The organism is Clostridium tetanomorphum (genome assembly GCF_017873215.1).
GTDB classification, from domain to species: Bacteria; Bacillota; Clostridia; order Clostridiales; family Clostridiaceae; genus Clostridium_AO; species Clostridium_AO tetanomorphum.
The window spans coordinates 154659-178490 of sequence record NZ_JAGGKA010000003.1 but is presented as its reverse complement, the minus strand read 5'-3'; the positions used below and the strand labels follow the sequence as shown (position 1 = coordinate 178490).

The window sequence follows — 23832 nt, the reverse complement described above, 5'->3', positions numbered from 1 at the left end:
ATATCCTAACATATTTCAAAGTATAGATAAAAACCTTTTATTATTCATTTCTTCACTATAAAAATTACTTAGCAATCTATACTTTGTAGTTTTTTTCATCATTAATTATAACATATTACTAAGAAAATTATGGCAAATTAAAATATTTTTCAGTAATCACCGAAAAATAGCTAGTAAAACTTAATACATTTTACTAGCCACTACTTTATCTATATTTTTTTTTCAATTATTCTAAAGTTGTATAGAATTTAATTCGTTACATATGTTATCAATGTCATTATAACTACTAGTTATATCCACTATACTATTATTAAGTTCATCAATGGCAGCAAATGTCTCTTCCATAGCTGTTGCTGTAGTTTCTACATTTTCACTAATATTATTTACTGAATTTAATATGTTTCTTATTGAATCTTCCAATACAACAGATTGAGAGTTAATATTCTTTGAGTGATTTAATACATTTGAAGTATTTTTATTTATATCCTGAAATAAGTTTTTGACATCATTAGTATGTTTATTACATAAATCAATAGACTTTTGTTCACTTAACACTTCATCAGATACTACTCTTGTTCTGTTAGAGATATTATTTAATATTACTTCTACTTCATAAGTAGATGCTTTTGAATTTTCCGCAAGTTTTCTCACTTCTTCTGCAACTACCGTAAAGCCTCTTCCCTGTTCCCCTGCTCTTGCTGCTTCTATTGATGCATTAAGAGCTAATAGGTTAGTTTGCTCTGATATTTCATTTATAGTATTAATGATCTGCACTATTTTTGTGTTTTCTTTACTCAATTCATTTATTAAATTTACTACATTTATAATCCTTGAATTTACATTATTCATTTCTAATGATAGTTTGTTTACTCTATTAGCACCTTTTAAAACAACATTCTCTGTAGATATTGATAATTGTTCCATTATATTAATTGCCTCTGTGACTTCTTTTACTTTTTCTGAACCTATTGCAATTGATAATTTCATATTGCTCATTATTTCTACTTCTTCTGTTGTTCTATTAGCAACATCACTAGTAGAGGTTACTATTTCTTCTGCTATTTGACCTGTTGTGGAAATTCCACCTTTAATTTTTTCATTAGCTGATGTTAAAGTTTTTATTATATCGTATATTTTATTTAATAATACCTCATCTTTAGCTTTTGCATCTTCAATAACTTTATAATTTTCTGCTAAATTTTTATATATAGTTTTTGTCATAATTGCATTAATAGATAGTATAATTGATCCTGCTATAATAGCTAATATAAAAAATGCCAATTGTTCATATCCAACAGAATCAAACAAAGTATTTTTGTAGTTTAAGAAGAAATATAATACAAGTACTATACTGCCTATTGCTTCTATTATCATTGCTATTAAATCTTGATATACACTTATTAAAATAATACCATAATAAATTAAAATAAAATTAGCCAAACTTGGTTCTGATACAAACATTATAAATATAACAAGTGAATACATTAATATTGTATAGTACATAGTTTGAATAATGTATTTCTTTTTTATTAAAATAATAGACCCTAAAGATAATGGAACTGACACTGCAGCTAATATAAATATAAATTTTGGTTCAACCTTTAGACATATATCAGAAATTATTCGTAATATTACCGAAAGTAAAAAGCCTACTAACATAATCTTATTTTTCAACTCTAAATTTTTCTTTTAATCCATAAATATTCCTCCGTATATTGATTGTATTATTTTTCTTTTAAATTTTATATCATTAAAAAATATATTAATTTTTTGCACACTCTTGTTATTATACGACTTAATTCATCATTTTACCATATAATTCATTATTTTTTCTATAATTTGTGTGATTTCCAAGAAGTATTATTGATATACAAAACATTGTCTATTTTTTTATATTACTTCATTACAATACTAATTAATTGTTTTAATATAAAAAAATCTCCACAATACAATCCTGTATTGTTGAGATTTTTATATTAGCACACATACATACTCAAAATTCTTAATAAGGTCTTTATATCTGTACCTTTCATGAATTCAAACTCTATTCTACCAATTCCAGAACACCATACTTTCATTTCAGCATCAATATCAAATGTTCCAGCACTTTCACAAGAAAAAGTTGAAATCTTAGAAAATGGTATTATCATAAACTCCTTTTTCTTTCCCTCCTGATATATTATTTAATCCCTATTTTTAAGCGCCTCGCTTAATGATATTGTATTAATGTACCTCTTTAATAACATATTGCTGATAAAATATGAAAACATTATTACTATTATTATAAAGCAGTAATGTTTAAATTGTAGTGTAATTGAAAAATATGCTTGTACATTGGCTACTAAGCTTGGATAAATTGTTTTTGTTATTTTTACTGTTAATGGTATTGAAACAGCTGCAGAAAATAATACAGTATATAGTGAGCTTCCTAAATATAATTTATTTATTTCTTTCTTATTAAATCCAAAAACTTTAACTAAAGAAATACTTGAAATACTCTTATCTATAGCTAATTTCAATAATAGGTACATACTTATAATAAAAAGTATACTTGAAAATATTATAAGAATTACAATGGTTGGTAACATCATAGATGTCATATTTTTAGCTGACTTAATCATATTTTTAGATGTTATTTCTGAATATATATAATCCTTATTAATATTAAGTTTCTTATTAGATAAATATCCATTGAAATAGGACTTATCCTTTTTTAGTAATGAATTTAATTGAGTTTGATTCATAAACACATTTAGTCCTGAATTATAGTCTACAATTCCTTTTACTTTTAGAATAAATACTTTATTTTCACTTTTATCCTTTAAATTAATAGTATCTCCTATATTTAAATTAAATTTACCCTTTACACTACTTGATATATATAGACCAGGATCATCTTGTGATATATTAAAAGAATAAAATTTAGAATTCTCCTTAATTCCTTGAAGCATTACATCCATATCCATATTTAGATCTTTAAAATACACTGAAAACCCTTTAAATGTAGTTTTCTCAAGTCCTTCATTTTCTGTAATTTCAATTGGAATCTTTAAGGTATACATATAATTATACATTACTTCCCTTTCAATATTTTTCACATATTCATTAATAGCAGAATTTATACAAACTCCAAAAACAAGTAAAAAAGTTGAAATTAAAATTCCTGAAAATAAAACAATGCTACTTCTAAACTCTCTAAAAAACTCTCTTAATCTAAATTTAATTACAAAATTAAAATGCTTTATCTTAATAGTGTTTAGTCTACTTGCTTTCTTTTCTTTTCTTAATAATTGCAGCGGAGTCTTATTAAGCTTTTTAGAAATTATAAAATAGTTTATCACTATTACTATTAACACAGGAACAATTATACCTAAAAAAATCAAATAAGGAGAATATATTCTTTCAATATTAGGAAGCACATAAACATCTGTGGTTGATTTTGATAATGGTTCTTCTATTGCAAATCCTAAACAAGTTCCAATAATTGCGCCTATACTAACAATCATTGTAGGCAAAATCATAAAGTGATTTAATATTTCTTTTTTTACATATCCTAAAGAATACAATGCTCCAATTATTGGGCTTTCTTCATCTATTGAATTAATAATAGACATGGAAATCATAAAACTAACCATTATACATAATACAATTCCAATTATTATTACTACATTTTTATTTATTTTGCTATCATCTATATATCCTATAGCTCTTGTATTATCTTCTATTTTAATAAATTCTGTTACATTAGCATTTTTAGAAACAATATTTTTTACTTTATCAGAAGAAACTCCATTTAATTTAAATACATAGGAATAAGATTTGTTTTTTAAATTTTTAAAATCCTCTTCATTTATAAAACCAATACCAAATTTTTTAGAATTAGGTACTACATCGCCAAATTTCTGAATAATATTAGTGTAATCTGGAGCTGCTCCATATCCAACTACCTTAAAATTTTTATTTTCAATATTTAAATTACTTAAAAGCTTATAATTATTGGCTTTTCCAAAATGCTCATCTATAACTATTTCACTTAATCCATTTAAATTGGTTCCTTTATTTATTGATATTCTATTTATATTTTTTCTTTCTTTAAATACTCTAATAGTTTGATTTTCATAAAGCTTATAATTCACATAAAAATTTTCTTCAATTTCAACTCCCAATGCCATTATTTTTTGGAGTGTTGTACTATTTAATCTATTATCAACATAAAATTCTCCATGTTCTAGATTATTTTCAACTGCAGCCTTTTCCCCAGTGTATATAATACAATCTGTTGAATTTGAAAAACCTACTATTAACATAGAACTTACCAGTACCAATACTATTAACCCCAAATATTTACTGATATTTTCTCTAAGTTCCCTTATAATTCTTTTATTTAATACCATTTATTCACCCTTTTCGCTATCTATGAATTATTTTAATTTCTACCAAGTGATATCCTTTGCTGCCATTAATGTTTTATTTTCATATTCTTCCTCAATTTGTCCATCTCTAACTTTCACCACTTTATGAGACATAAATTCTATAGCATTATTATGAGTAACTATTATCATAGTTGTGCCATATTTTTTATTAACAGATTCTAAAAGCTGAAGAATTTCTTTAGATGTTTTATAGTCTAAGGCACCCGTAGGTTCATCACAAAGCAATAATTTAGGATTTTTGATAAGTGCTCTAGCTATAGCAGTTCTTTGCTGCTGTCCTCCAGATAAATGTCTTGGAAATTTATCTTGATGCTCCCAAAGTCCTAATGTGTTTAGTAATTCTTCTTTATCTAAAGGATCTTTTGTAAGATACTCGCATACCTCTATATTTTCTTTAACAGTAAGATTAGGAACAAGATTATAAAATTGAAATATAAATCCTAATTTTTTTCTTCTGTAAAATGCTAAATCATCAGAATTTAAGTCTGAAGTTATAATATCATCAACTATTACCTTACCTGAATCTATGCTTTCCAGTCCCCCAATGACATTTAATAAAGTTGATTTACCAGAGCCAGAAGGTCCTAAAATTGTACATATCTTTTTTTCTTCTAATGTAATGCTTGCCCCTTTTAATACTTGCACCTTACTTTCTCCTTCTCCATATGCTTTTCTAGCATCAACAACTTCTAAAAACATTCTTTTCATCCTACCTTCCATTAATCTTAACTCTACTTCCAATCTCATAATCAGAAGGATTATTTAAAACTATAATTCCATCTTTAAGGTCTTGTCCCAAAATCTCCACATTGAGATCTGTTTCTGTACCTTTAGTTATAGGAATTTGTTTAACAATATAATCTTTCCCTTGTTTATCTGCTATATATAAACAATCATTGTTATCCTTATCGTTTATTATGCTTTCAGCAGGTACTGTATAAACGCCCTTTTTTTCACTTAGCATAATATTAACTTTTGCTTTCATACCTATTTTAAGTTTATGATCTTTATCATTTATTTTAATCTTAGCTTCAAATTCTGCTTCTTTATCATTAGAACCATCATTAAGATTTAATAAATTTTTATCATCAACTTTTGCTATTGGTTGTACACTTATTACTTCTCCTTGAATAATATCAGTGCCGGTTGAATCTGTCCTTATTTCAACCTTTTGCCCCTTTTTAATTTTTCCAATATCAACTTCTTTAATATTTACATTTACTGTTATATTGTTGCTATCCTTGATTTCAAATAGTACTCCTGAACTTAGATTTCCAACACTTGCATTTTTAACGCTGATTATTCCATTCACTGGAGATTTAATTACAGCATTGTTCAAATCCTTCTTTAAATTTTCAAGAGTAATATATTGGCTATTATCTTTATATTTTGCACGTGCTAAATCATAATTGTTTTTGGCTGTAGTTAAATCCAATTGTACTTTAGTTTTTATATTATTTAATGCTACAGTGCATTTATCAAAAGTGTTTTTTGCATTTTCATAAGAAATTTCATATTCTTTTAAGTCTTGCCTTGAAACACCACCGTAATTAAATAGTTCCTTATTATTTTCATAAATTCTTTTTTTGTTTTCAAAATCCAGTTTTGCTGCCTTTAATGCTACTTCTGCATTTTTAATATCTCCATTTTTTTCATCACTTCCCAAAGCTAATGCACTATCATATACTGCCTTAGCTTTATCAAGTGCTATAGAATTACTAGCATCAGCTGAAACAATGGTTGCTTCTAACTGTTTTATTTGATCCTGTAATTTACTTGTATCTAAAACTGCTAAAATGTCATTAGCTTTAACTTTATCCCCCAACTCTACTTTAACTTCTTTAATTGTAAGAGTTACATTCGAATAAACATTAGTGGTATTCTCACTTTTTACTTCACCTTTAACATTAATCTTATTTATATTCTTTCCTGATTTAAGAACAGTGTATTTGTCTTCTTTTAATGCCTCATTAGCTAGTACACTATTAGCTATCCTAAATCCTACTCCTACAGCTATAATAAGTATTAATACACCTATTAACTTATTATTAAATTTAATGTGAAATCTCTTTTCTTTACAATTGCTTATGGTAGTGTCATTGTTATTCCATTTCTTTTTAATTAATTCTTTCATTGTTTCTTCCTCCTAATCTTATTTTATTTTTTCTTTGTATTGGCTATAGAATAAGATTTTAAAACTATGTTATAATAAATATAACACTGTTATAAAATATATAACACTGTTATATTACCTTTTTTTACCCAACTTGTCAATATTGATTTTCAATTGATAACATTTTCTTTAATTAATAAAAAGAAATACCTTAATACATTATTTATAGCAATGTATTAAGGTATTTCTCTATTTTCTAAGCTCATTCCATCCAGCAAAAAAGAAGGAATTCATTTTTGCAAATTGTTTTATTGCAATGTCATAAGGTATATCATGCTTTATAAATTCAGTTACTGCATTCATGTAACACTCTACTATTACATGTACAGTAAATTCATCTATACCTGAAGTTTCTTTAACCAATTTGATAAGTTGTTTATTTTTTTCCAGAATTTTTTCTATGATAACATCCATATAATTTTCCATACTGGAACCACTTGAACACATAATCAATAGCTTACAAATATCAAAGTTATCATATAAATAATCAATGTATTTCATATGCTCTTCTTTTTCATCAAACATTTCATTTTCAAATTTTATATTTTTATTATATATAAAATTTTGTTTTCCCTCTATTTCCTCTATTAGATTATACAGTCCATGAACCATATCTTTAACAAGGGTTACAAAAACATCATCCTTATCTTTAAAATAACCATAAATTGCTCCAGTTGTTACTCCAGCTTTCTTAGCTATATTCCTAAGAGATGCATCCTTAAAACCCCTTTCTAAAAATTCAGCTTTAGCACAATTTAAAATACTATCAATAGTACTTATCTTTTCTTTATTTTCTAATTTCTCCTTCATTTAAACTGCTTCTCCTTACTTATAGTATATAACACTGTTATACATTATAATTTTAGCCTAGTCAAATTTTTCATACTTACTCTATTACTAACTGTTATCCATTCTTCATTTTACTTATATTTAAAAGTAAGTAACTTTATTTAATTAGTGAATAAAATTTATTTTTTGCATATTATAAATTGAGTAGTATTAACATAAGGAGATTTAATGTATAGCATATTAATAAATAGATCAGCTCGCAGACTTATATTATATAAAAATGGCAGTGCTTTTAAACGGTATACCGTAGCTGTTGGAAAACCATCTACTCCCACTCCAGCAGGAAATTTTAAAATCATCAATAAAGCTATAAACCCTGGTGGTCCTTTTGGAGCTAGGTGGTTAGGTTTGTCTATTAGAGGTTATGGTATTCATGGTACTAATAATCCCTCATCCATTGGCAAAGCTGTATCAAATGGATGTATTAGATTATATAACAACAGTGTAATTGAACTATTTAACCTTGTTTCTGTTGGTACTCCTGTAAAAATAGTATAAAATTCAGTTTCCAAACTTTTTACCGCTGCCATTGTTATGCAACTTAAAGATAACTTAAACTTCTACTTGCCTTTCAGAAACAGAAGCTAGCTTTTATCCTTGTTTTACTTGCTTATATAAAAATGCTAGGTTTAATTAGCTAGGAAATCCTTTATCAGATACTTGCTTTAGAGGAAGTAAAAACTTCCTCTAAAGTACTTCTTTAATTTCTTTTACTAAACTACAACCTTTATTTATACCATCTTCTAAATTCTTTCCTTGAGCAATTCTTTTTATTATCGCACTACCTACTATTATTCCATCACTGTACTTTGAAAATTTTTCAGCCATCTCCTTAGATGAAATACCAAAACCCAACGCCTTTGGTAAATTTGTATAAGAACTTATTACCTCCATGTATTCACTAATATCTGTATTAATATCATTTCTAACTCCTGTAATACCTTTTACTGTAACACAATATACAAATCCTTTGCCATTTTCTACTATTTTTTTAATTCTTTCTTCTGAAGTTGGTGCTACTAAAGGTATTAAATACACACCATATTTATCTGCAACCTCTCCTATTTCCTTTCTTTCTTCTATAGGTAAATCAGGAATAATTAATCCATCAATTCCCACTTCATTACATTCCTTTATGAATTTTTCCATTCCATATTTGAATATAGAATTATAATATACTAAATATACAAGGGCAATCTGACTATCTTTTCTTATTTCCTTAACAGTATTCATTATTTTTATAATTTTGGCTCCATTTTTAAGTGCTCTTCCTGAGGAAGCTTGAATAATTGGTCCATCTGCTATTGGATCTGAATAAGGTATTCCTAATTCTATAATATCTGCACCAGAATTTTCTAATTTTAAAACCAATCCTACTGTAGCAGATAAGTCTGGATCTCCTGCGGTTATAAAAGGAATTATTGCTTTTTTTCCTTCACTTTTTAGCTTTTTAAATCTTTTATCTATTCTATTCATAATATATACCTCCATATTAAAAATTTTCTTTAATATATTTACTTATAGCGTCTACATCCTTATCTCCTCTTCCTGATAGGTTAACTACTATAATTTTATCTTTAGAAAGAGTTGGAGCAATCTTTACAGCTTCAGCCAATGCATGAGAACTTTCTATAGCAGGTATAATTCCTTCTGTGCTACAAAGAAGCATAAATGCTTTTATAGCCTCATAATCTGTTATTGGTGCATAGGTTGCCCTACCTATTTCCTTAAGATTAGCATGTTCTGGTCCAACACCTGGATAATCCAGTCCTGCTGATATGGAATATACAGGCATTATTTGTCCATCTTCGTCCTGCAGAAGATAAGTCATCATACCATGAATAACTCCAAGAGATCCTTTAGTCATAGTTGCTGCATGCTTATCTGTATCTACTCCTAAACCAGCTGCTTCTACTCCAACTAACTTAACCTGCGTGTCCTTTATAAATGGATAGAATATTCCCATAGCATTACTTCCACCACCTACACAAGCTACTATATAGTCAGGTAACCTCCCTTCTTTTTCCAATATTTGTTTTTTAGTTTCGTCTCCAATAACTCTTTGAAAATCTCTTACCATAGTTGGATAAGGATGAGGTCCAACTACAGAGCCTACCACATAATAAGTAGTATCTATATTTTCAACCCAATTCCTCATAGCTTCATTAGTAGCATCTTTTAGTGTTCCTGTGCCACTCTTAACAGATATAACCTTTGCTCCAAGCATGTTCATCCTAACCACATTAAGATGCTGTCTTACTATATCTTCTTCTCCCATAAAAACTTCACATTTCATACCAAACATAGCCGCTACAGTAGCTGTTGCTACCCCATGCTGTCCTGCTCCAGTTTCTGCAATTATTCTTTTTTTACCCATTCTCTTTGCAAGCAATACCTGTCCTAAGGCGTTATTTATCTTATGAGCACCAGTATGGTTTAAATCCTCTCTTTTAAGGTAAATTTTAGCTCCACCTAACTTTTGGGTTAAATTACTAGCAAAATATAATGGAGTTTCTCTTCCACTGTAATCTTTTAAATAGTATCTATATTCCTCCATAAATTTTTTATCTTCAATTGCTTTTACATACTCTTCCTCCAACTGAATTAATACTTTCATTAATGTTTCTGGAACATACTGTCCTCCAAATTTGCCAAATCTGACTTTTAATTTTTCCATTTTTATTCTCCTTTCTTACCTATCTACAGGCTTTTATAAATTCATTTATTTTATTAAAATTTTTAACTCCATTAATTTCTACACCACTGGATACATCAACAGCATAGGGTTTTACAATTTCTATAGCCTTCTTTATATTTTCACTATTTAATCCACCAGCCAATATTATAGGTTTTGTCATATTTTTATTTCGTATAATTTCCCAAGAAAAGCTAACACCTGTGCCTCCTTTCCCATGATCTAGAAGTACCTTATCTGCAGTACACACATGAATCTTTTTTATGTCTCTTTTATCAGAAATACATATGGATTTCCAAATCTGTACATGTTTTTTCTTTAACAAATTTCTTATTTCTTTAATATAGGCTTTATCTTCATCCCCATGGAGTTGAATCACATCTAATTCTAAATAATTCACCATTTGCATCAGCTCATGAATGGACTTATTTACAAATACCCCAACAATTTTAATATTTTCATTTAATAAGGCTATAAGCTTTTTTGCCTCAATCATATCAACTTGCCTCTTGCTTTTTGCAAATACAAAACCAATGAAATCTGGCTTTAATATATTTACATATTGTATATCTTCCTTTCTTTTAATTCCGCAAATTTTTATAAGAATTTTATGCTCCTCCTTTTGCCTTATATATGAAATACTTTAATTTATCAATATTATTTATTTCTCTCATAAAGCTTTCTCCAATTAGTACTGCATTTACCCCTAAATTCTTTAAGTAATTTATCTTTTCTGGAGTTCTTATGCCACTTTCAGAAACTATAATTTTGTTTTTAGGAATATATTTTATTAATTTTTCTGTATTATCTAAACTAACAGTGAAATCTATCAAATTTCTATTATTTATTCCTATAATATCTGCATCTACCTGTAAGGCATTATCAAGTTCCTCTTTATTGTGTACTTCTACAATACATTGAAGTCCAATGTCCTTAGCCTTTAAGTAAAATTTTCCTAAGTCTTCTTTCAACACTGCAGCTATTAAAAGTACTGCATCTGCACCTATAAGTTTTGAAGTATAAATTTGATATAAATCTACTATAAAATCTTTTCTAAGTATTGGTTTAGTTGTTACCCTTTTAACTTCACTTATATAGCTATTATTACCTTGAAAAAAATGCTTTTCTGTTAACACGGAGATGGCATCTATATTAATACTTTCATATACTTTAGCTATACTAGTTGGATTGAAATCCTCTAAAATCACACCTTTTGATGGAGAAGCTTTTTTTATTTCTCCAATTATTGATATTTTTTCTTTATTTAAAACTTTCTTAAAATCAGCTTTATTAAATTGATACTTTTCGATATTTTCCAAAACTTCTGATAATGATAATTGCTTTTTTTCTTCTTGAATTTGAATTTTCTTTTTATTTACTATTTTATCTAAGAACATTTTTTACTACTCCTTATAAATTATTACTTACTTGTACTAATTGTTGAAGCTTGTCATATGCCTTACTTGAATCTATAAGATGAGCTGCTAAATCTAATCCTTCTTTTAAACTATTACAGCTATTACCTATATAAAGTGCCGCTGCAGTATTAAGTAATACAATGTCCCTTTTCCTTCCCTTTTCTCCTTTTAATATATTTAATATTATTTCAGCATTTTCCTCAGATGAGCCTCCTTCAATATCATTAGATATGGCTAAAGATAATCCATATTCCTTTGGATTTATAAAGTAATCTTTAACATAGCCATTTGTTACTTCACTAACTTTTGTTGCACCAGTGGTAGTAATTTCATCTAAACCATCCATTCCATGAACTACCATAGCTTTTTTACATCCTAAATTTGATAAAACATTTGCTACTATATTTGTTAATTTCTCTTCATATACTCCCATAACTTGCCCTTTTACATAAGCTGGATTTGTTAATGGTCCCAATATATTAAACACAGTTCTTGTTCCTAGTTCTCTTCTGGGAGCAGCAGCATATTTCATTGCTTTATGATACTTTTGTGCAAATAAAAACACTATTCCAACTTTATCAATGCATTTTTTAGCATCAATTGAATCTAAATTTATGTTTACTCCAAGCTTTGATAATACATCAGCACTTCCACTTTTGCTGGATACCGCTACATTTCCATGCTTTGCAATTTTTATTCCCGAAGAAGCTGCTATTATAGAAGCTGCCGTTGAAATATTAAAGGTTTTTCCTCCATCTCCGCCAGTTCCACAGGTATCTATAACATATTCTTGTCCTATATTTACTTTAGTTGCATTATCTCTCATAGCTTTTGCACAACCAGTTATCTCTTCTACACTTTCTCCTTTCATTCTAAGAGCTACAAGAAATGCTCCAATTTGACTTTCTGTTCCCTGCCCTTTCATTATTTCATTCATTGAATTATAAGCTTCTTCTTCAGTTAAATTTTCTTTTACCAATAATTTATTTATAGCTGTTTTAAGCATTGCAAATCACCTCTATAAAATTTTTAATAATATTTTTACCTTCCTCAGTTAAAATTGACTCTGGATGAAATTGAAGTCCATAGATTGGATATTCATTATGCTGAAGTCCCATTATAATTCCATCCTTTGTTTCACATGTTATATTTAATTCTCTTGGTAAAAAATCCTTACTTACTATTAATGAATGATACCTCATTACCTTTAGTGGATTTTTTATACCATTAAAAATCCCTTGCTCTGTATGCTTTATAGTAGATGTCTTTCCATGTTTAATTTCATTAGCTCTTAATACTTCTCCCCCATAACAATACGCAATAGCCTGATGTCCAAGGCAAATACCTAAAATAGGTATTTCTTTCCCAAGATTTTTTATTACTTCAATGGTTATCCCTGAATTTTCGGGGCTACCTGGTCCAGGTGAAATTATAATACCCTTTGGATTTATTTTTCTTATTTCTTCTACAGTTATTTCATCATTTCTAAATACTTGTATCTCATCTCTTTTATGCTGTTTTAAAATTTCTCCTATATATTGATACAAATTATAGGTAAATGAATCATAATTATCTATTATTAAAAACATCTATAAAACCTCCTTTAATACCATGGCTTTGTTTAAAGTCTCATAGTATTCTGTTTCAGCAATAGAGTCATAAACTATACCTGCACCGGCCTGTACAAAAGCTTCTCCATGTTTAAATACAATGGATCTTATAGCAATACAGCTATCCATATTTCCATTGAATGAAAAGTATCCAATAGCTCCTGAATATATGCCTCTTTTAACATTTTCAAGTTCTTCAATAATTTCCATAGCTCTTACCTTAGGTGCTCCAGATACAGTTCCCACTGGGAGGCAAGCTCTTAATGCATCTATAGATTTTAAATTACCTTTCAACTTTCCAGATACTTTTGACACTATGTGCATAACATGACAGTAGTAATTTACATCCATAAAATTTTCTAACTTTACTGTGCCAAATTCACTTATTTTACCTATATCATTTCTTCCCAAATCCACCAGCATTATATGTTCTGCTATTTCCTTTTTATCTTTTAACAGTTCATTTTTTATCTTCTCATCCTCATCTAAGTCTTTTCCTCTTTTTCTAGTTCCCGCAATAGGATTTGTGTATACCATCTTCCCATTAACTGTTACTAAAGTTTCAGGCGAAGAACCCGATACTTGAAATTCTTCATAATCAATATAAAAAAGATAGGATGAAGTATTTATATTTCTTAGTTTTCTATACACATTAAAAGCATCACATCTTTGCTTAAATTTCAATCTTTGAGATAAAACCACCTGAAATATATCTCCCTTTCTTATGTACTGCTTAGCCTTTTCTACTATATCTTCATACTGTTCTTTTGAAAAATTTGAAATGAAATTCTTTTGGGATTCAAATTCTTCAATATTATAAGGTTTTTCTATATTTTCTAAATTACCTTTTAGTTCATATATTTTTTTAGTAACCTGTTTATAGGTTTCATTTTCTTCTTCAAAAATATTGTATATAATAGATAATTGCTTATTTTCATGGTTGTAACAGTAAATATATTTATAAAACATAATATAGCTATCTGGAACATTTAACTGATCCAAATTGTTGTCTTGTATTTTTTCATTTAACTTAACAGTGTCATATGCTAAATATCCTATAGCTCCTCCCTCAAATGGTATATTTGTATTTAAGGATAGAAATTTTATATCAAGCTTATGTTTTAAATAATCAAATATATTACCCTTTACTTTAGTTACTTTTTTTACTTCTTCCCCAAATTCATTTAAATTAATTATTTCTTCTGTTATGTCTTCTTTAAAATTTTTAATTATTCTATAGGGATTAACACCAATATATGAGTATCTGTTACCAGCTCTTTTATCCAAATCTATTTCAAATATAAATTTTCTTTTGCCTTTTAGTGCAATATAAATCCCTATAGGATCTACTTCTTTTTCACTTATGGTATAACTTACTGAAAATGAATACTTGTGTTTTTTTAGTTTATTAAATTCTTTTTCTGAAATACTAATCATCCAAGTTACCTCCTTAAAAATTAATAAAAAAGGCCACTTCGTCCTAAATTAATGGGACGAAGTGACCGTGGTGCCACCCATTTTAATTTTATTTAAGCTATAAGCTATAATATCCATAAACGTAACAGCCGCTATGCACAGCATAAGAACTCTAAATTGCTAAAGCTAAAAAGTTCTAACATCTCACATCTGTAAAGGTAGAGAGTATTGCGGAGTAGCTATGGGATAAAATAAAAAAACACTTCATCCAATAAAGGACGAAATGTTATACTTCGCTATGCCACCTAAATAAAATTATCTTTAACCAGGTACGGAAATAAATCGATACCCTGTCCTTTTAACGGTAGACCCCCGGTAAGCGCTACTTTTAATTCACACTACATCTCACAGACCCATTCACTAAAGACTACAGTACCTGGCTTTCACCATTCCAGATTCGCTTAAACTAAACTCCCTTAGCTACTCCTTCTGTTCACTGACATTTGCTATTGATTTACATAAATTTTATAGTATTTTCATTTTAATGTCAATACATTATTTAAAAAAATTATTTTTTAAATATCATCACTTATCCACCTTTTTCATATTATTCTTCTTCAACAATTATTCTTTCCTCCTGAACTTTCAAGCAATATTTTTGTAACACAAATATGAGCATATAATTCACATAGTATCCTCCAAGTTCCTTACCTTAACAAACTAACTGTCAATTACCATATTTCAAATATTATTAATTAAAATATTTCTTATGATTTTAGGTAATATTAAGAATGAGGTGATTTCTAGTGATCAAAAAAGCACTGATAATTTTTTCTATTTTACTTTTTTCATGTATAAATGTTTATGGAAAACAATATAAAAGCATTGAAATATTTGATATTAACAAGAATAATGTTATAAAGAATATTGAATCCTCTTCTGAAATTGAAAAACAAGTTAAGAATTACCTTCAAAATATAAAAGGAATATATGGGAAATTTAATCCTATTCCTGATAAAGGATATATGATTAAAATCCCTTTAGATACACCTATAGCAATTCAAAATACATGGATAAGTTCCTTTATAGATGAAGTTATTATGATATTTCCTGAAAATGAACCTCCCTATTTGATGGTTCTTGATAATGAAGAAAGATCAATTTTCTTATCCTTTAATGGTGATACAAATACATTATTAAAATATCTAAATTTCAATGCTAAAAACTCAATTACTTTGTCTGATTTCAAATTAAAATCCACCTAAAAATCTTATAAAATCAATGCACCAGTGAAATGATATGGCTGTTTCTAAATCCCTTTTATATTGTAGATAAGCCATAGGTAGTCCAAAAAGTAAGCTAGTTAACACAAGCATTACAATAGCATTTACTGGATTTATTATCCATAATTCAGAAAAGTGGCATAAACTATGAGGCACAACTCCCAAAAACATACTTATAGCTACAGTATATTTTTTATTACTATACTTACTTAAAATAGTAATAAATACATTCATTATAAAAAATCTAAATACTATTTCTTCTACAATACCTGGTTGAAGAGCCAAAAAAGCTGATATAATTGGATTTTGCCAACTTAAATAACCTGTTGTATTTTTAAAATACAAAAAATTTATAATGCCTAATGGTATACTTATAAGCGCCCCTAATATTAAAGATATTATTGCTTTTTTAAATTTACTTTCTACCAATGAAGATTTAATATTATTATCACCTTTTGATAATAGACAAGCAGCTACAAAAGAAGAAAATAAAATTACAGTCTCTTTTATGGTAGTACCAATATCAGATCTATTTAAAAGACTGCTGGAGCTAATTAAAGTTAAAACTATAGCTGGAAATATAATTTCAGCTTTTATATGTTTAAATTTAATAGCTATAGCTATTAATGAAGCAATTCCTATTAAATACTCTGTCCACATCCAAGCCCTGTACGTAAACATTCCATCATTTTTTATTTGTGTAACTTTAATTGATAATATGTAACTAATGATAAAAATTATAAAAGTAACTGCAGGAAATATATAAGCACTCCTCTTTCCATTACTTTCACTCTTGCTAGAAATATTACTATTTATTTGCATTTTATTACCTCCAAATTTACTCTATATGTAAAAATTGTATTATCATTTCTTCCTTTTTAATTCCATCTTTATTAAATAAATTTCTTAAATGGATTTCTGTACATAATATAATCATTAACAGAATTATTGATAAGCTTACCCCTAATATCTTCGTTGCTAAATCTGTATTACTGTTATATAGATGGTTTATTAGTATTGAAAATGGTATAAAAATAGCACCACCAATTAATAGCATAATACCAAAGAAACGATTGCCTTCAAGCCATGTATCTTTAGATTTCATAGCAAAAGGTGTCCTATATCCCATGGTCTTATTAATATGCTCTGGTGGATATAATTTCATTACTAATCCAATACTGATAAAGATTATTCCACTAATGCAGCTTGTTAAATTTCCCATGTAATGTCATCTCCCAACAATTTAATTTATTTCAACAATATTAAACCCTTGCTCTTTAGCTTGAATTATTAATTCATCACTATCAATATGCATACAATATACTTTACTTCTCCACTGTTTGGGAATTAATTCACACAACTTTCTTAAAGACAAATGCGGACTACCAGTATAGTCTGCCAAAGAAGTATCTTGATAAAGATAATCTACTTCATTTAATCTATTAAGTATGTTTTCTGATATATTATTACTATCTCCACTATAATATATAGTGTTATCTTTATCCTGTATAATTACCCCATAGCAATTCATTTTTTCAATATGAGTAACTGGTATAAACTTAAATGAAATATCATGTATGTTAAGAACTACATCTATTTCAGATAATGTTAAATTAAATTCTCTACTATGTCCCATTATATTCAATAATTGTTGTAACTCTGCACTTGGAAAATAAATATTAGGTGTAATATTCTTAATGTAATAACAATAATAAATTAAGCTACTTAAACTTCCTATATGATCCGAATTTAAATGTGTTATAATAACATATACATTTGTCACATCATTTAATAAATTATTATTAATTATTCTTTCAAATACATCTTCTCCACAATCTAGTAATATAAAATCTTTTCCATTTTTTACATAAGCACTTGTATTACCTTCCTTGACATTAAAAGCACTACCTCTACCCAAGAAATTCAGTTTTAGCATAATTATCTCTCCTTTGTATTATTATACCTCAAACATTCCCATTTTCCATAAAATTAGATAAATTTATTATTTTTTGTTTCACTGATAAATATGTGCTAAATATTTTCTATTTAATATAAAATATTAGATAGCACATCAACTTATATATAATATATATTATTAATCTTTAGTAGAATGATCTTTTAGTAGAGGGATTATTTGTTCCGGATTTAAATCCGTATTGGTACCGGATCTATTTCCTTATGGATACGGATTTAAATCCGAATGATATTTTCTTCTATGCCTATTGGGATTACAATAATTATACACCATAATCCTAAGAATTTTACCATATTTATGAAAGTATCAATTTTTTTATAAAAATATCAAAAAAATTGATATTTTTATAATTTCCTTGATCTTGGTATATTATTAGATTATACTCTTGTTATAGATATTTTCTATATTTTGGGATAAAAACTATAACAATTATGATATCAACAAAAAGGATCAATAATTAACTTAGTATTAATTATTTTTTCTATATTGTTAGGATATCTTATAAGTTTATCTTTTATATACCCTAAAATAAAAGATGATTTTAAATTTTTAGTTACGTTATATTCTATATACATAATATTTTATGTAGCAAATAAATCCTTTAGAGTTTTATTCTTAAATATAGATTTATTTCACAAACTTTTAAAACTTTTATCAGTATTTATTATACCTATAGTTATAATTTCTAGTTTATATTCCGTAATAAAGGAACACTCTAAAAACTCAATAAATTTTTTGATGTTTTTAAATATTATGTCCTTTATAGCTGCTTCAGTATTAATTGTTGTATCCTTCTATATGGACACAACTTATAAATTAACAGTTATATCTGTTGGTGTATATACAATTTTATTTTCTATACTAAGTTTTTGCAACCTTATTTTGCTAAAAAGAAAATTAAAAGAAGCTTCTTCCTTACATTAAAAGGATTTAACAATATTATAAATTAACAATCTATGTATTTACTGTAAATTATATGTTAATTGTGCTACATTCTGTAACAACTCCTATTCATTATTGCTATAATTAATTATAGATAATTTTTTAGGAGGAATTACATGAAAATTTTATATCTGCTAAAAGGATTATGGGATACTTTTAAAAGTATTTTACCCGTAACCCTTTTTTTAGTTTTTATTCAAATTTTTTTATTCAAAAAACCTTTAAAGGATGTTAAATCTTTTACCATAGGCATAATATTAAGTGTAGTAGGCCTTTTTTTATTTATTGAAGGAACAAGCCTCTCCTTACTTCCTCTTGGAGAATCTGTGGGAGAAAACTTTGTTTCTTTAGATAATAAATGGAGCATTTTACTTCTTGTTTTCTTCATTGGATTTTGTACAACCTTAGTGGAACCTGCCTTATCCATACTTGCTATGGAAATAGAAGAGGTATCTATAGGAGCTATTCCAACAAATACATTAATTTGTACTGTAGCTCTTGGCTTTGCTACTGGTCTTTCTTTGGGTATTTATAAAATAATATATAATGTAAATACTTCAAAAATTGTAGTTCCTCTTCTTATAATGGCATTGGTATTATGCTTTATTGCTCCTCAAGAGATAATTGGCATAGCTTTTGACTGTGCTAGCTCTACCACAGGTCCTGTAAATATACCTTTAAACCTAGCCATAGCTTTAGGTTTATCTAAAGTTATTGAAGGTTCTGACCCTTTACTAAATGGTTTTGGTATTATTGGACTAACTTCTCTGGGTCCAGTTATCTCTGTTCTTTTACTTGGTATAATTACTAGAAAAGGAGGTATATTCATTTGATTTGTATAGTTACTATTGTAGAAAGAGGTAAAGCTAATGCTATAGTAGATAAAGCTAAAATTGCTGGAGCTAAAGGAGCCACAATTTTCTATGGAAGAGGTACTGGAGAAGATGAAATAAAAAAGTATTTTAATTTCCATATTGAATCCTCTAAAGAAGCTATTCTAATTATTTCTCAAGAAGAAAAATCTAAAGCTATTATTGATGCTATAGTTAAAGCAGGCAACTTAGAGAAACCTGGTAAAGGAATTCTTTTTACTTTTTCTTTAATAAATACAATAGGAATAAGTTGACCCTTTAGTCTTCTTATTCCTATTTATTATATAATTATATTCCTAATAAAATTTTTGCTACACTAAAGTAAACTATAAGTGATGTTGCATCTACCACAGTGGTTATTAAAGGGCTTGCCATAATTGCTGGATCTAAATTAAGCTTTTTTGCAAGCATTGGTAGAATTGCCCCTACTACTTTTGCTAAAATTACAGTAAAAATTAAAGTTATGCACACTGTTAAAGATATATTTAAAGGTACTCTTTCTATATAATAAATTCTTAAAAAATTTATTATGGATAATAGTATTCCTACTATTAAACTTACCCTTAATTCTTTCCACATTACTTTTAAAACATCTTTTCTTTTAATTTCTCCTAAAGCAATACTTCTTATTACTAGAGTAGCAGATTGAGAACCTGCATTACCACCAGTATCCATAAGCATTGGAATAAATGCAGTTAAAAGAACTACTGATTGTAATACATTTTCAAAACTTTTTATTATATTTCCAGTAAAGGTTGCTGATATCATAAGTATTATTAACCACATTAATCTATTTTTAGCTAGTTTCCAAACCCCTGTATTTAAATATTCTTTCTCAGAGGGAGCCATCGCTGCCATCTTTTGGAAATCCTCTGTATTTTCCTGTTCTATTACATCTACTATATCATCAATGGTTATAATACCTGTCAATCTGTCTTCCATGTCTACTACCGGAACTGCAATTAAATCATATTTTTTAAATACTTTAGCCACTTCCTCTTGATCTTTATGCGTATTTACATAAACAACATCACTTTTCATAATATCTTCTATTTTAGCTTCATAATCACTTAATATTAAATGTCTTAACGATATTATTCCTTCTAACTTTCTATTTGCATCTATTACATAACAAGTATATATAGTTTCTTTATTAACTCCAGTAGCTTTTATATGCTCCAAAGCTTCTTTTACTGTCATAGTCTTTTTTAAATCTACATATTCTATAGTCATTAGGCTGCCTGCTGAACTTTCAGGATAATTTAAAAATTCATTTATGAGTTTTCTTTCTTCTACATTTGAATATTGTAATATTTTCTTTACTACTTTCGCAGGCATTTCTTCTAAAAGATCTATCATATCATCAAAATAAATTTGATCAATTATGTTTTCTATTTCTTTATCTGTTATTGATGAAATTATTTTCTCTTGGAAATCATTATTAATATAATTAAAAACATCTACAACTAAATCTTTAGGTAACATTCTAAATATTAAAATTGCTTCTGATACATCTAAGTTTTCAATTATTTCACCAATGTGTACAGAATTTAGTTTTATAATCTTTTCTCTAACCTTAGTAAAGTTCTTTTGTTGGATTAATTCTAAAACCTCTCTTAATTCTTTTTTCAATTAAATCATCTCCTAAGCATCACCATACCTTTCATAGTTATGGCGGTATTATTGTTTGTACATCTTTTAGGTTCAGGATCCGTATCCATAACTATCACCTTCTTCCATGTATAAATTTATAAGTTTATTTTAATAACAAAAATAAAACTTAGATTCTTTCTCTTTCAAGAAATCTAAGTTTTATGCTTTAGTAAAATTGTATCATATTGGAACTATTATATCAATAAAGAATTTATTTCAAATTAAACAGGTTTACAAATAATTTCTCTAATCTTTGTATCAAAAATAGCATTAGCATGGGCAGGTCTTATTATAATTGCTGTATCTGCTCCGCTTTGTGATCCTCCTATAGCAATTATATCTTCTCCTGTTGGAATTAAACCAGCATCTAAAGCCATAGTTGAAATTTCTACTCCAACCTTTACTCCTTGTCCAAACATTTTAAGAGTTTGTGCCATCATTTCTACTGGAGATACTCCTCCAAACTTTCTAGAAATTCCTCTTTCTGCTCCTGAAAGCACATGGGTTCCTGAAAATATTTTGAATCCATAACCTTTAAGTTCTTCCATAACTTCTTTTGTCATTTCTTGAACACCAGGTTCTTTATTTCCATAAGCATGAGTAACCACAGTTACATCAAGTCCACAATCCTTTAATTGTCTAGCAGTATCTCCTTTAGTGGACGCTATTACTATATGTTTTATACCTTTTTTATTTGCAGTCTCTAAAGCTATGTCCACAGTATTTTTACTATTTTCTTTTCCTGCATTTTCAAAATACATAAATATACCTCCTTTAAAATTTAAATAATAGTATTGAATTTCTATTCTTTATAAATTATATTTTTTATAAATTCTGATACAACCATACCTAAAATTTTATGACTTTCCTCAGATAAATGTATTCCATCCACTTCTGAAGATTTTATAATTTTTGATGAATCTAATATGTAACACTGTCCTTTTAATATTTTACTAAACTGTTCTGAAAATAATTTGCTTTTTTCTTCTCCTCCTAAAAACAAGGTATCTTTCTCATTTAATGGCCCTATTTCGGGAGGAATTATTACTAATATTTCTGGCGAATTGCCTTCTATACCTGCTTCACTTTTCTTTGCAAGTTTAACTAAAGTTTCCATTCCTTTTACAACATCATAAGCTTGTAGTGAAAATTTATATTTTAAGTCATTAGTTCCTAACATTATTATAAGTAAATCTATAGGTTTGTGAGAATGAAGACAGGCCATTAAATAGCTTTTACCATTCTTATATTCCCCCTCTATAGGATCATTCCACACAGTGGTTCTTCCATTTAAGCCTTCTGAAATAATATCATATTTCTCTCCTAATTCCTTTTGCAAAACTGTAGTCCATCTTATTTCTTTTTTATATCTACTGCCATCTATAGGGTTATATCCCCATGTATTTGAATCTCCATAGCAGAGTATACTTTTCATACTATCCTCCATAAATTTATGTTTTTCTATTTTTATGTTAACAATTATAAATTACTAACTAATTTTATTATAGTCATATTCCTAAGATTATACAACTCATAGAAAATAAAATTTAAAATGAGGCTGTGGTATTAAGAAACTTACATACAATATATTGCTTTGCAAATCAATAACAAACACAATATGTTGTGAGATTTATTCTTAGCGCCACAGCCTCACTATAGATAAGTTTTAAATAATTTTATTAGAAAGCTGGTATTATGTTTCCTTTATATTTTTCCTCTATAAATTTCTTAACTTCTGGTGAATTTAAAGCTTTTGATAATGCCTTTATATAGTCTTTATCTTTATCTTCTTTTCTTACAGCTAATACATTTGCATAAGGTGACTCCTTAGGTTCAAGAACAATAGCATCTTTAGTTGGGTTTAGTCCTGCTTCAATAGCAAAATTAGTGTTTATAACTGCTGCATCTACATCACCAAGTACTCTTGGAAGTTGAGGAGCATCCATTTCTGTAATCTTTAATCCTTTTTTATTTTCAGTTATATCAAGTTTTGTTACAAGTTCTCCACTCTTTAACTTTATGAGACCTGCACTTTCTAATACTCTTAAAGCTCTTCCTCCATTAGTTGGATCATTAGGTATTGCAATTTCAGCCCCATCTTTAATTTCTTTTATATTCTTAATTTTTTTTGAATATAAACCCATTGGCTCAATATGCACTTTAACTGTATAATCTAAATCCAACTTTTTTTCTTCTACTGATTTATTTAAGAATGGAATATGTTGAAAATAATTTGCATCTAACTGTTTTTCAGCAAGAGCTGTATTTGGTATTTGGTAATCTGTAAAGTCTACAATTTTTAATGTGTATCCATCTTTTTTAAGTACTTCTGCAGCCTTTTCTAATATTTCTTTGTGTGGAACTGGTGAAGCCCCAACTACAATTTCCTTTTTACTTTGGGTATCATTTTTAGCCTCTGTACTTTGTGCTTTCTCCCCTGCACAACCTGTTAAACCTACTGTTAATAAAACTGCTGATAATACTAATGATAATTTTTTCATATTAAAAGTCCC

24 protein-coding genes and 1 other annotated feature are annotated in these 23832 nt (G+C 27.6%); of the genes, 4 read left to right on the top strand and 20 right to left on the bottom strand.

The window, feature by feature from the left end; all coding sequences use genetic code 11:
* Window positions 1-231: 231 nt before the first annotated feature.
* The 6 genes from J2Z24_RS04345 to J2Z24_RS04320 all read right to left on the bottom strand — a co-directional run bounded on the left by J2Z24_RS04345 (window position 232) and on the right by J2Z24_RS04320 (window position 7416).
* A complete protein-coding gene (locus J2Z24_RS04345; protein ID WP_173702717.1) occupies window positions 232-1659 on the bottom strand; it encodes a methyl-accepting chemotaxis protein in 1428 nt (475 codons plus the stop codon).
* A gap of 317 nt (window positions 1660-1976) precedes the next feature.
* Window positions 1977-2180, bottom strand: a complete 204-nt coding sequence (locus J2Z24_RS04340) for a PH domain-containing protein (RefSeq protein WP_278320935.1) — start codon at window positions 2178-2180, stop codon at window positions 1977-1979.
* 3 nt (window positions 2181-2183) lie between these two features.
* A complete protein-coding gene (locus tag J2Z24_RS04335) occupies window positions 2184-4394 on the bottom strand; it encodes an FtsX-like permease family protein (RefSeq protein ID WP_035146444.1) in 2211 nt (736 codons plus the stop codon).
* Window positions 4395-4433: 39 nt separating this feature from the next.
* A complete protein-coding gene (locus tag J2Z24_RS04330) occupies window positions 4434-5132 on the bottom strand; it encodes an ABC transporter ATP-binding protein (protein ID WP_035146441.1) in 699 nt (232 codons plus the stop codon).
* 10 nt (window positions 5133-5142) lie between these two features.
* Window positions 5143-6567, bottom strand: coding sequence for an HlyD family secretion protein (locus tag J2Z24_RS04325; RefSeq protein WP_035146438.1), 1425 nt, complete (start codon window positions 6565-6567; stop codon window positions 5143-5145).
* 228 nt (window positions 6568-6795) lie between these two features.
* Window positions 6796-7416, bottom strand: coding sequence for a TetR/AcrR family transcriptional regulator (locus J2Z24_RS04320; protein ID WP_035146435.1), 621 nt, complete (start codon window positions 7414-7416; stop codon window positions 6796-6798).
* A 207-nt stretch (window positions 7417-7623) separates the two neighbouring features.
* Between J2Z24_RS04320 and J2Z24_RS04315 the strand changes: the two genes are divergently transcribed.
* Complete coding sequence (locus J2Z24_RS04315) at window positions 7624-7953, top strand: L,D-transpeptidase (RefSeq protein WP_035146433.1); 330 nt, start codon at window positions 7624-7626, stop codon at window positions 7951-7953.
* Between the two features lie 189 nt (window positions 7954-8142).
* Here the strand turns inward: J2Z24_RS04315 and trpA are convergent, their stop codons facing one another.
* From trpA to trpE, 7 genes are read right to left on the bottom strand one after another with little or no spacing between them, the layout of a single operon-like run.
* Window positions 8143-8931, bottom strand: coding sequence for a tryptophan synthase subunit alpha (gene trpA / locus J2Z24_RS04310; protein WP_035146429.1), 789 nt, complete (start codon window positions 8929-8931; stop codon window positions 8143-8145).
* Between the two features lie 16 nt (window positions 8932-8947).
* Window positions 8948-10132, bottom strand: a complete 1185-nt coding sequence (trpB, locus tag J2Z24_RS04305; protein ID WP_035146424.1) for a tryptophan synthase subunit beta — start codon at window positions 10130-10132, stop codon at window positions 8948-8950.
* A 19-nt stretch (window positions 10133-10151) separates the two neighbouring features.
* A complete protein-coding gene (locus J2Z24_RS04300) occupies window positions 10152-10745 on the bottom strand; it encodes a phosphoribosylanthranilate isomerase (protein WP_338078439.1) in 594 nt (197 codons plus the stop codon).
* Between the two features lie 13 nt (window positions 10746-10758).
* Window positions 10759-11547 carry an indole-3-glycerol phosphate synthase TrpC gene (gene trpC / locus J2Z24_RS04295; RefSeq protein ID WP_035146413.1) on the bottom strand — a complete coding sequence of 263 codons (789 nt, stop codon included), beginning with the start codon at window positions 11545-11547 and terminating at the stop codon, window positions 10759-10761.
* Between the two features lie 13 nt (window positions 11548-11560).
* Complete coding sequence (gene trpD / locus J2Z24_RS04290) at window positions 11561-12574, bottom strand: anthranilate phosphoribosyltransferase (RefSeq protein WP_035146410.1); 1014 nt, start codon at window positions 12572-12574, stop codon at window positions 11561-11563.
* The gene (locus J2Z24_RS04285) at window positions 12567-13157 is read right to left on the bottom strand and encodes an anthranilate synthase component II (RefSeq protein ID WP_035146407.1); all 591 of its coding nucleotides are present in this window, start codon (window positions 13155-13157) and stop codon (window positions 12567-12569) included. The genes trpD and J2Z24_RS04285 overlap by 8 nt, the downstream gene beginning before the upstream one ends.
* Window positions 13158-14615, bottom strand: coding sequence for an anthranilate synthase component I (gene trpE / locus J2Z24_RS04280; RefSeq protein ID WP_035146405.1), 1458 nt, complete (start codon window positions 14613-14615; stop codon window positions 13158-13160). It abuts the gene before it with no gap.
* A 250-nt stretch (window positions 14616-14865) separates the two neighbouring features.
* Window positions 14866-15100 (bottom strand) — a binding site (T-box leader).
* A 300-nt stretch (window positions 15101-15400) separates the two neighbouring features.
* On the opposite strand from trpE, the gene J2Z24_RS04275 reads away from it, so the two are divergent.
* Window positions 15401-15859: a hypothetical protein gene (locus J2Z24_RS04275; RefSeq protein WP_051593178.1), complete on the top strand. Its 459-nt coding sequence runs from the start codon at window positions 15401-15403 to the stop codon at window positions 15857-15859.
* Here J2Z24_RS04275 and J2Z24_RS04270 read toward each other — a convergent pair.
* The 3 genes from J2Z24_RS04270 to J2Z24_RS04260 are packed head-to-tail and all read right to left on the bottom strand — an operon-like array spanning window position 15845 to window position 17813.
* Entirely contained in the window at window positions 15845-16699 is an 855-nt protein-coding gene (locus tag J2Z24_RS04270; RefSeq protein ID WP_035146403.1) for a CPBP family intramembrane glutamic endopeptidase, read from the bottom strand. The two genes, J2Z24_RS04275 and J2Z24_RS04270, sit on opposite strands and share 15 nt — an antisense overlap.
* 16 nt (window positions 16700-16715) lie before the next feature.
* Window positions 16716-17099: an SdpI family protein gene (locus J2Z24_RS04265; protein ID WP_035146400.1), complete on the bottom strand. Its 384-nt coding sequence runs from the start codon at window positions 17097-17099 to the stop codon at window positions 16716-16718.
* A gap of 21 nt (window positions 17100-17120) precedes the next feature.
* Entirely contained in the window at window positions 17121-17813 is a 693-nt protein-coding gene (locus J2Z24_RS04260) for an MBL fold metallo-hydrolase (RefSeq protein WP_035146398.1), read from the bottom strand.
* Window positions 17814-18910: 1097 nt separating this feature from the next.
* On the opposite strand from J2Z24_RS04260, the gene J2Z24_RS04255 reads away from it, so the two are divergent.
* Together J2Z24_RS04255 and J2Z24_RS04250 are read left to right on the top strand one after the other, a co-directional pair.
* Entirely contained in the window at window positions 18911-19627 is a 717-nt protein-coding gene (locus J2Z24_RS04255; RefSeq protein ID WP_035146393.1) for a DUF1538 domain-containing protein, read from the top strand.
* Window positions 19624-19920 carry a P-II family nitrogen regulator gene (locus tag J2Z24_RS04250; protein WP_035146391.1) on the top strand — a complete coding sequence of 99 codons (297 nt, stop codon included), beginning with the start codon at window positions 19624-19626 and terminating at the stop codon, window positions 19918-19920. The genes J2Z24_RS04255 and J2Z24_RS04250 overlap by 4 nt, the downstream gene beginning before the upstream one ends.
* A gap of 34 nt (window positions 19921-19954) precedes the next feature.
* On the opposite strand, the gene mgtE is transcribed toward J2Z24_RS04250, so the two are convergent.
* The 4 genes from mgtE to J2Z24_RS04230 all read right to left on the bottom strand — a co-directional run bounded on the left by mgtE (window position 19955) and on the right by J2Z24_RS04230 (window position 23820).
* On the bottom strand, window positions 19955-21298 hold the full coding sequence (gene mgtE / locus J2Z24_RS04245; protein WP_035146388.1) for a magnesium transporter: 1344 nt from the start codon (window positions 21296-21298) through the stop codon (window positions 19955-19957).
* Between the two features lie 242 nt (window positions 21299-21540).
* A complete protein-coding gene (locus tag J2Z24_RS04240) occupies window positions 21541-22080 on the bottom strand; it encodes a pyruvate kinase alpha/beta domain-containing protein (protein ID WP_035146386.1) in 540 nt (179 codons plus the stop codon).
* Window positions 22081-22121: 41 nt separating this feature from the next.
* Complete coding sequence (locus tag J2Z24_RS04235; RefSeq protein ID WP_051593176.1) at window positions 22122-22754, bottom strand: SGNH/GDSL hydrolase family protein; 633 nt, start codon at window positions 22752-22754, stop codon at window positions 22122-22124.
* 244 nt (window positions 22755-22998) lie between these two features.
* A complete protein-coding gene (locus tag J2Z24_RS04230) occupies window positions 22999-23820 on the bottom strand; it encodes a MetQ/NlpA family ABC transporter substrate-binding protein (protein ID WP_035146380.1) in 822 nt (273 codons plus the stop codon).
* Window positions 23821-23832 lie beyond the last annotated feature (12 nt).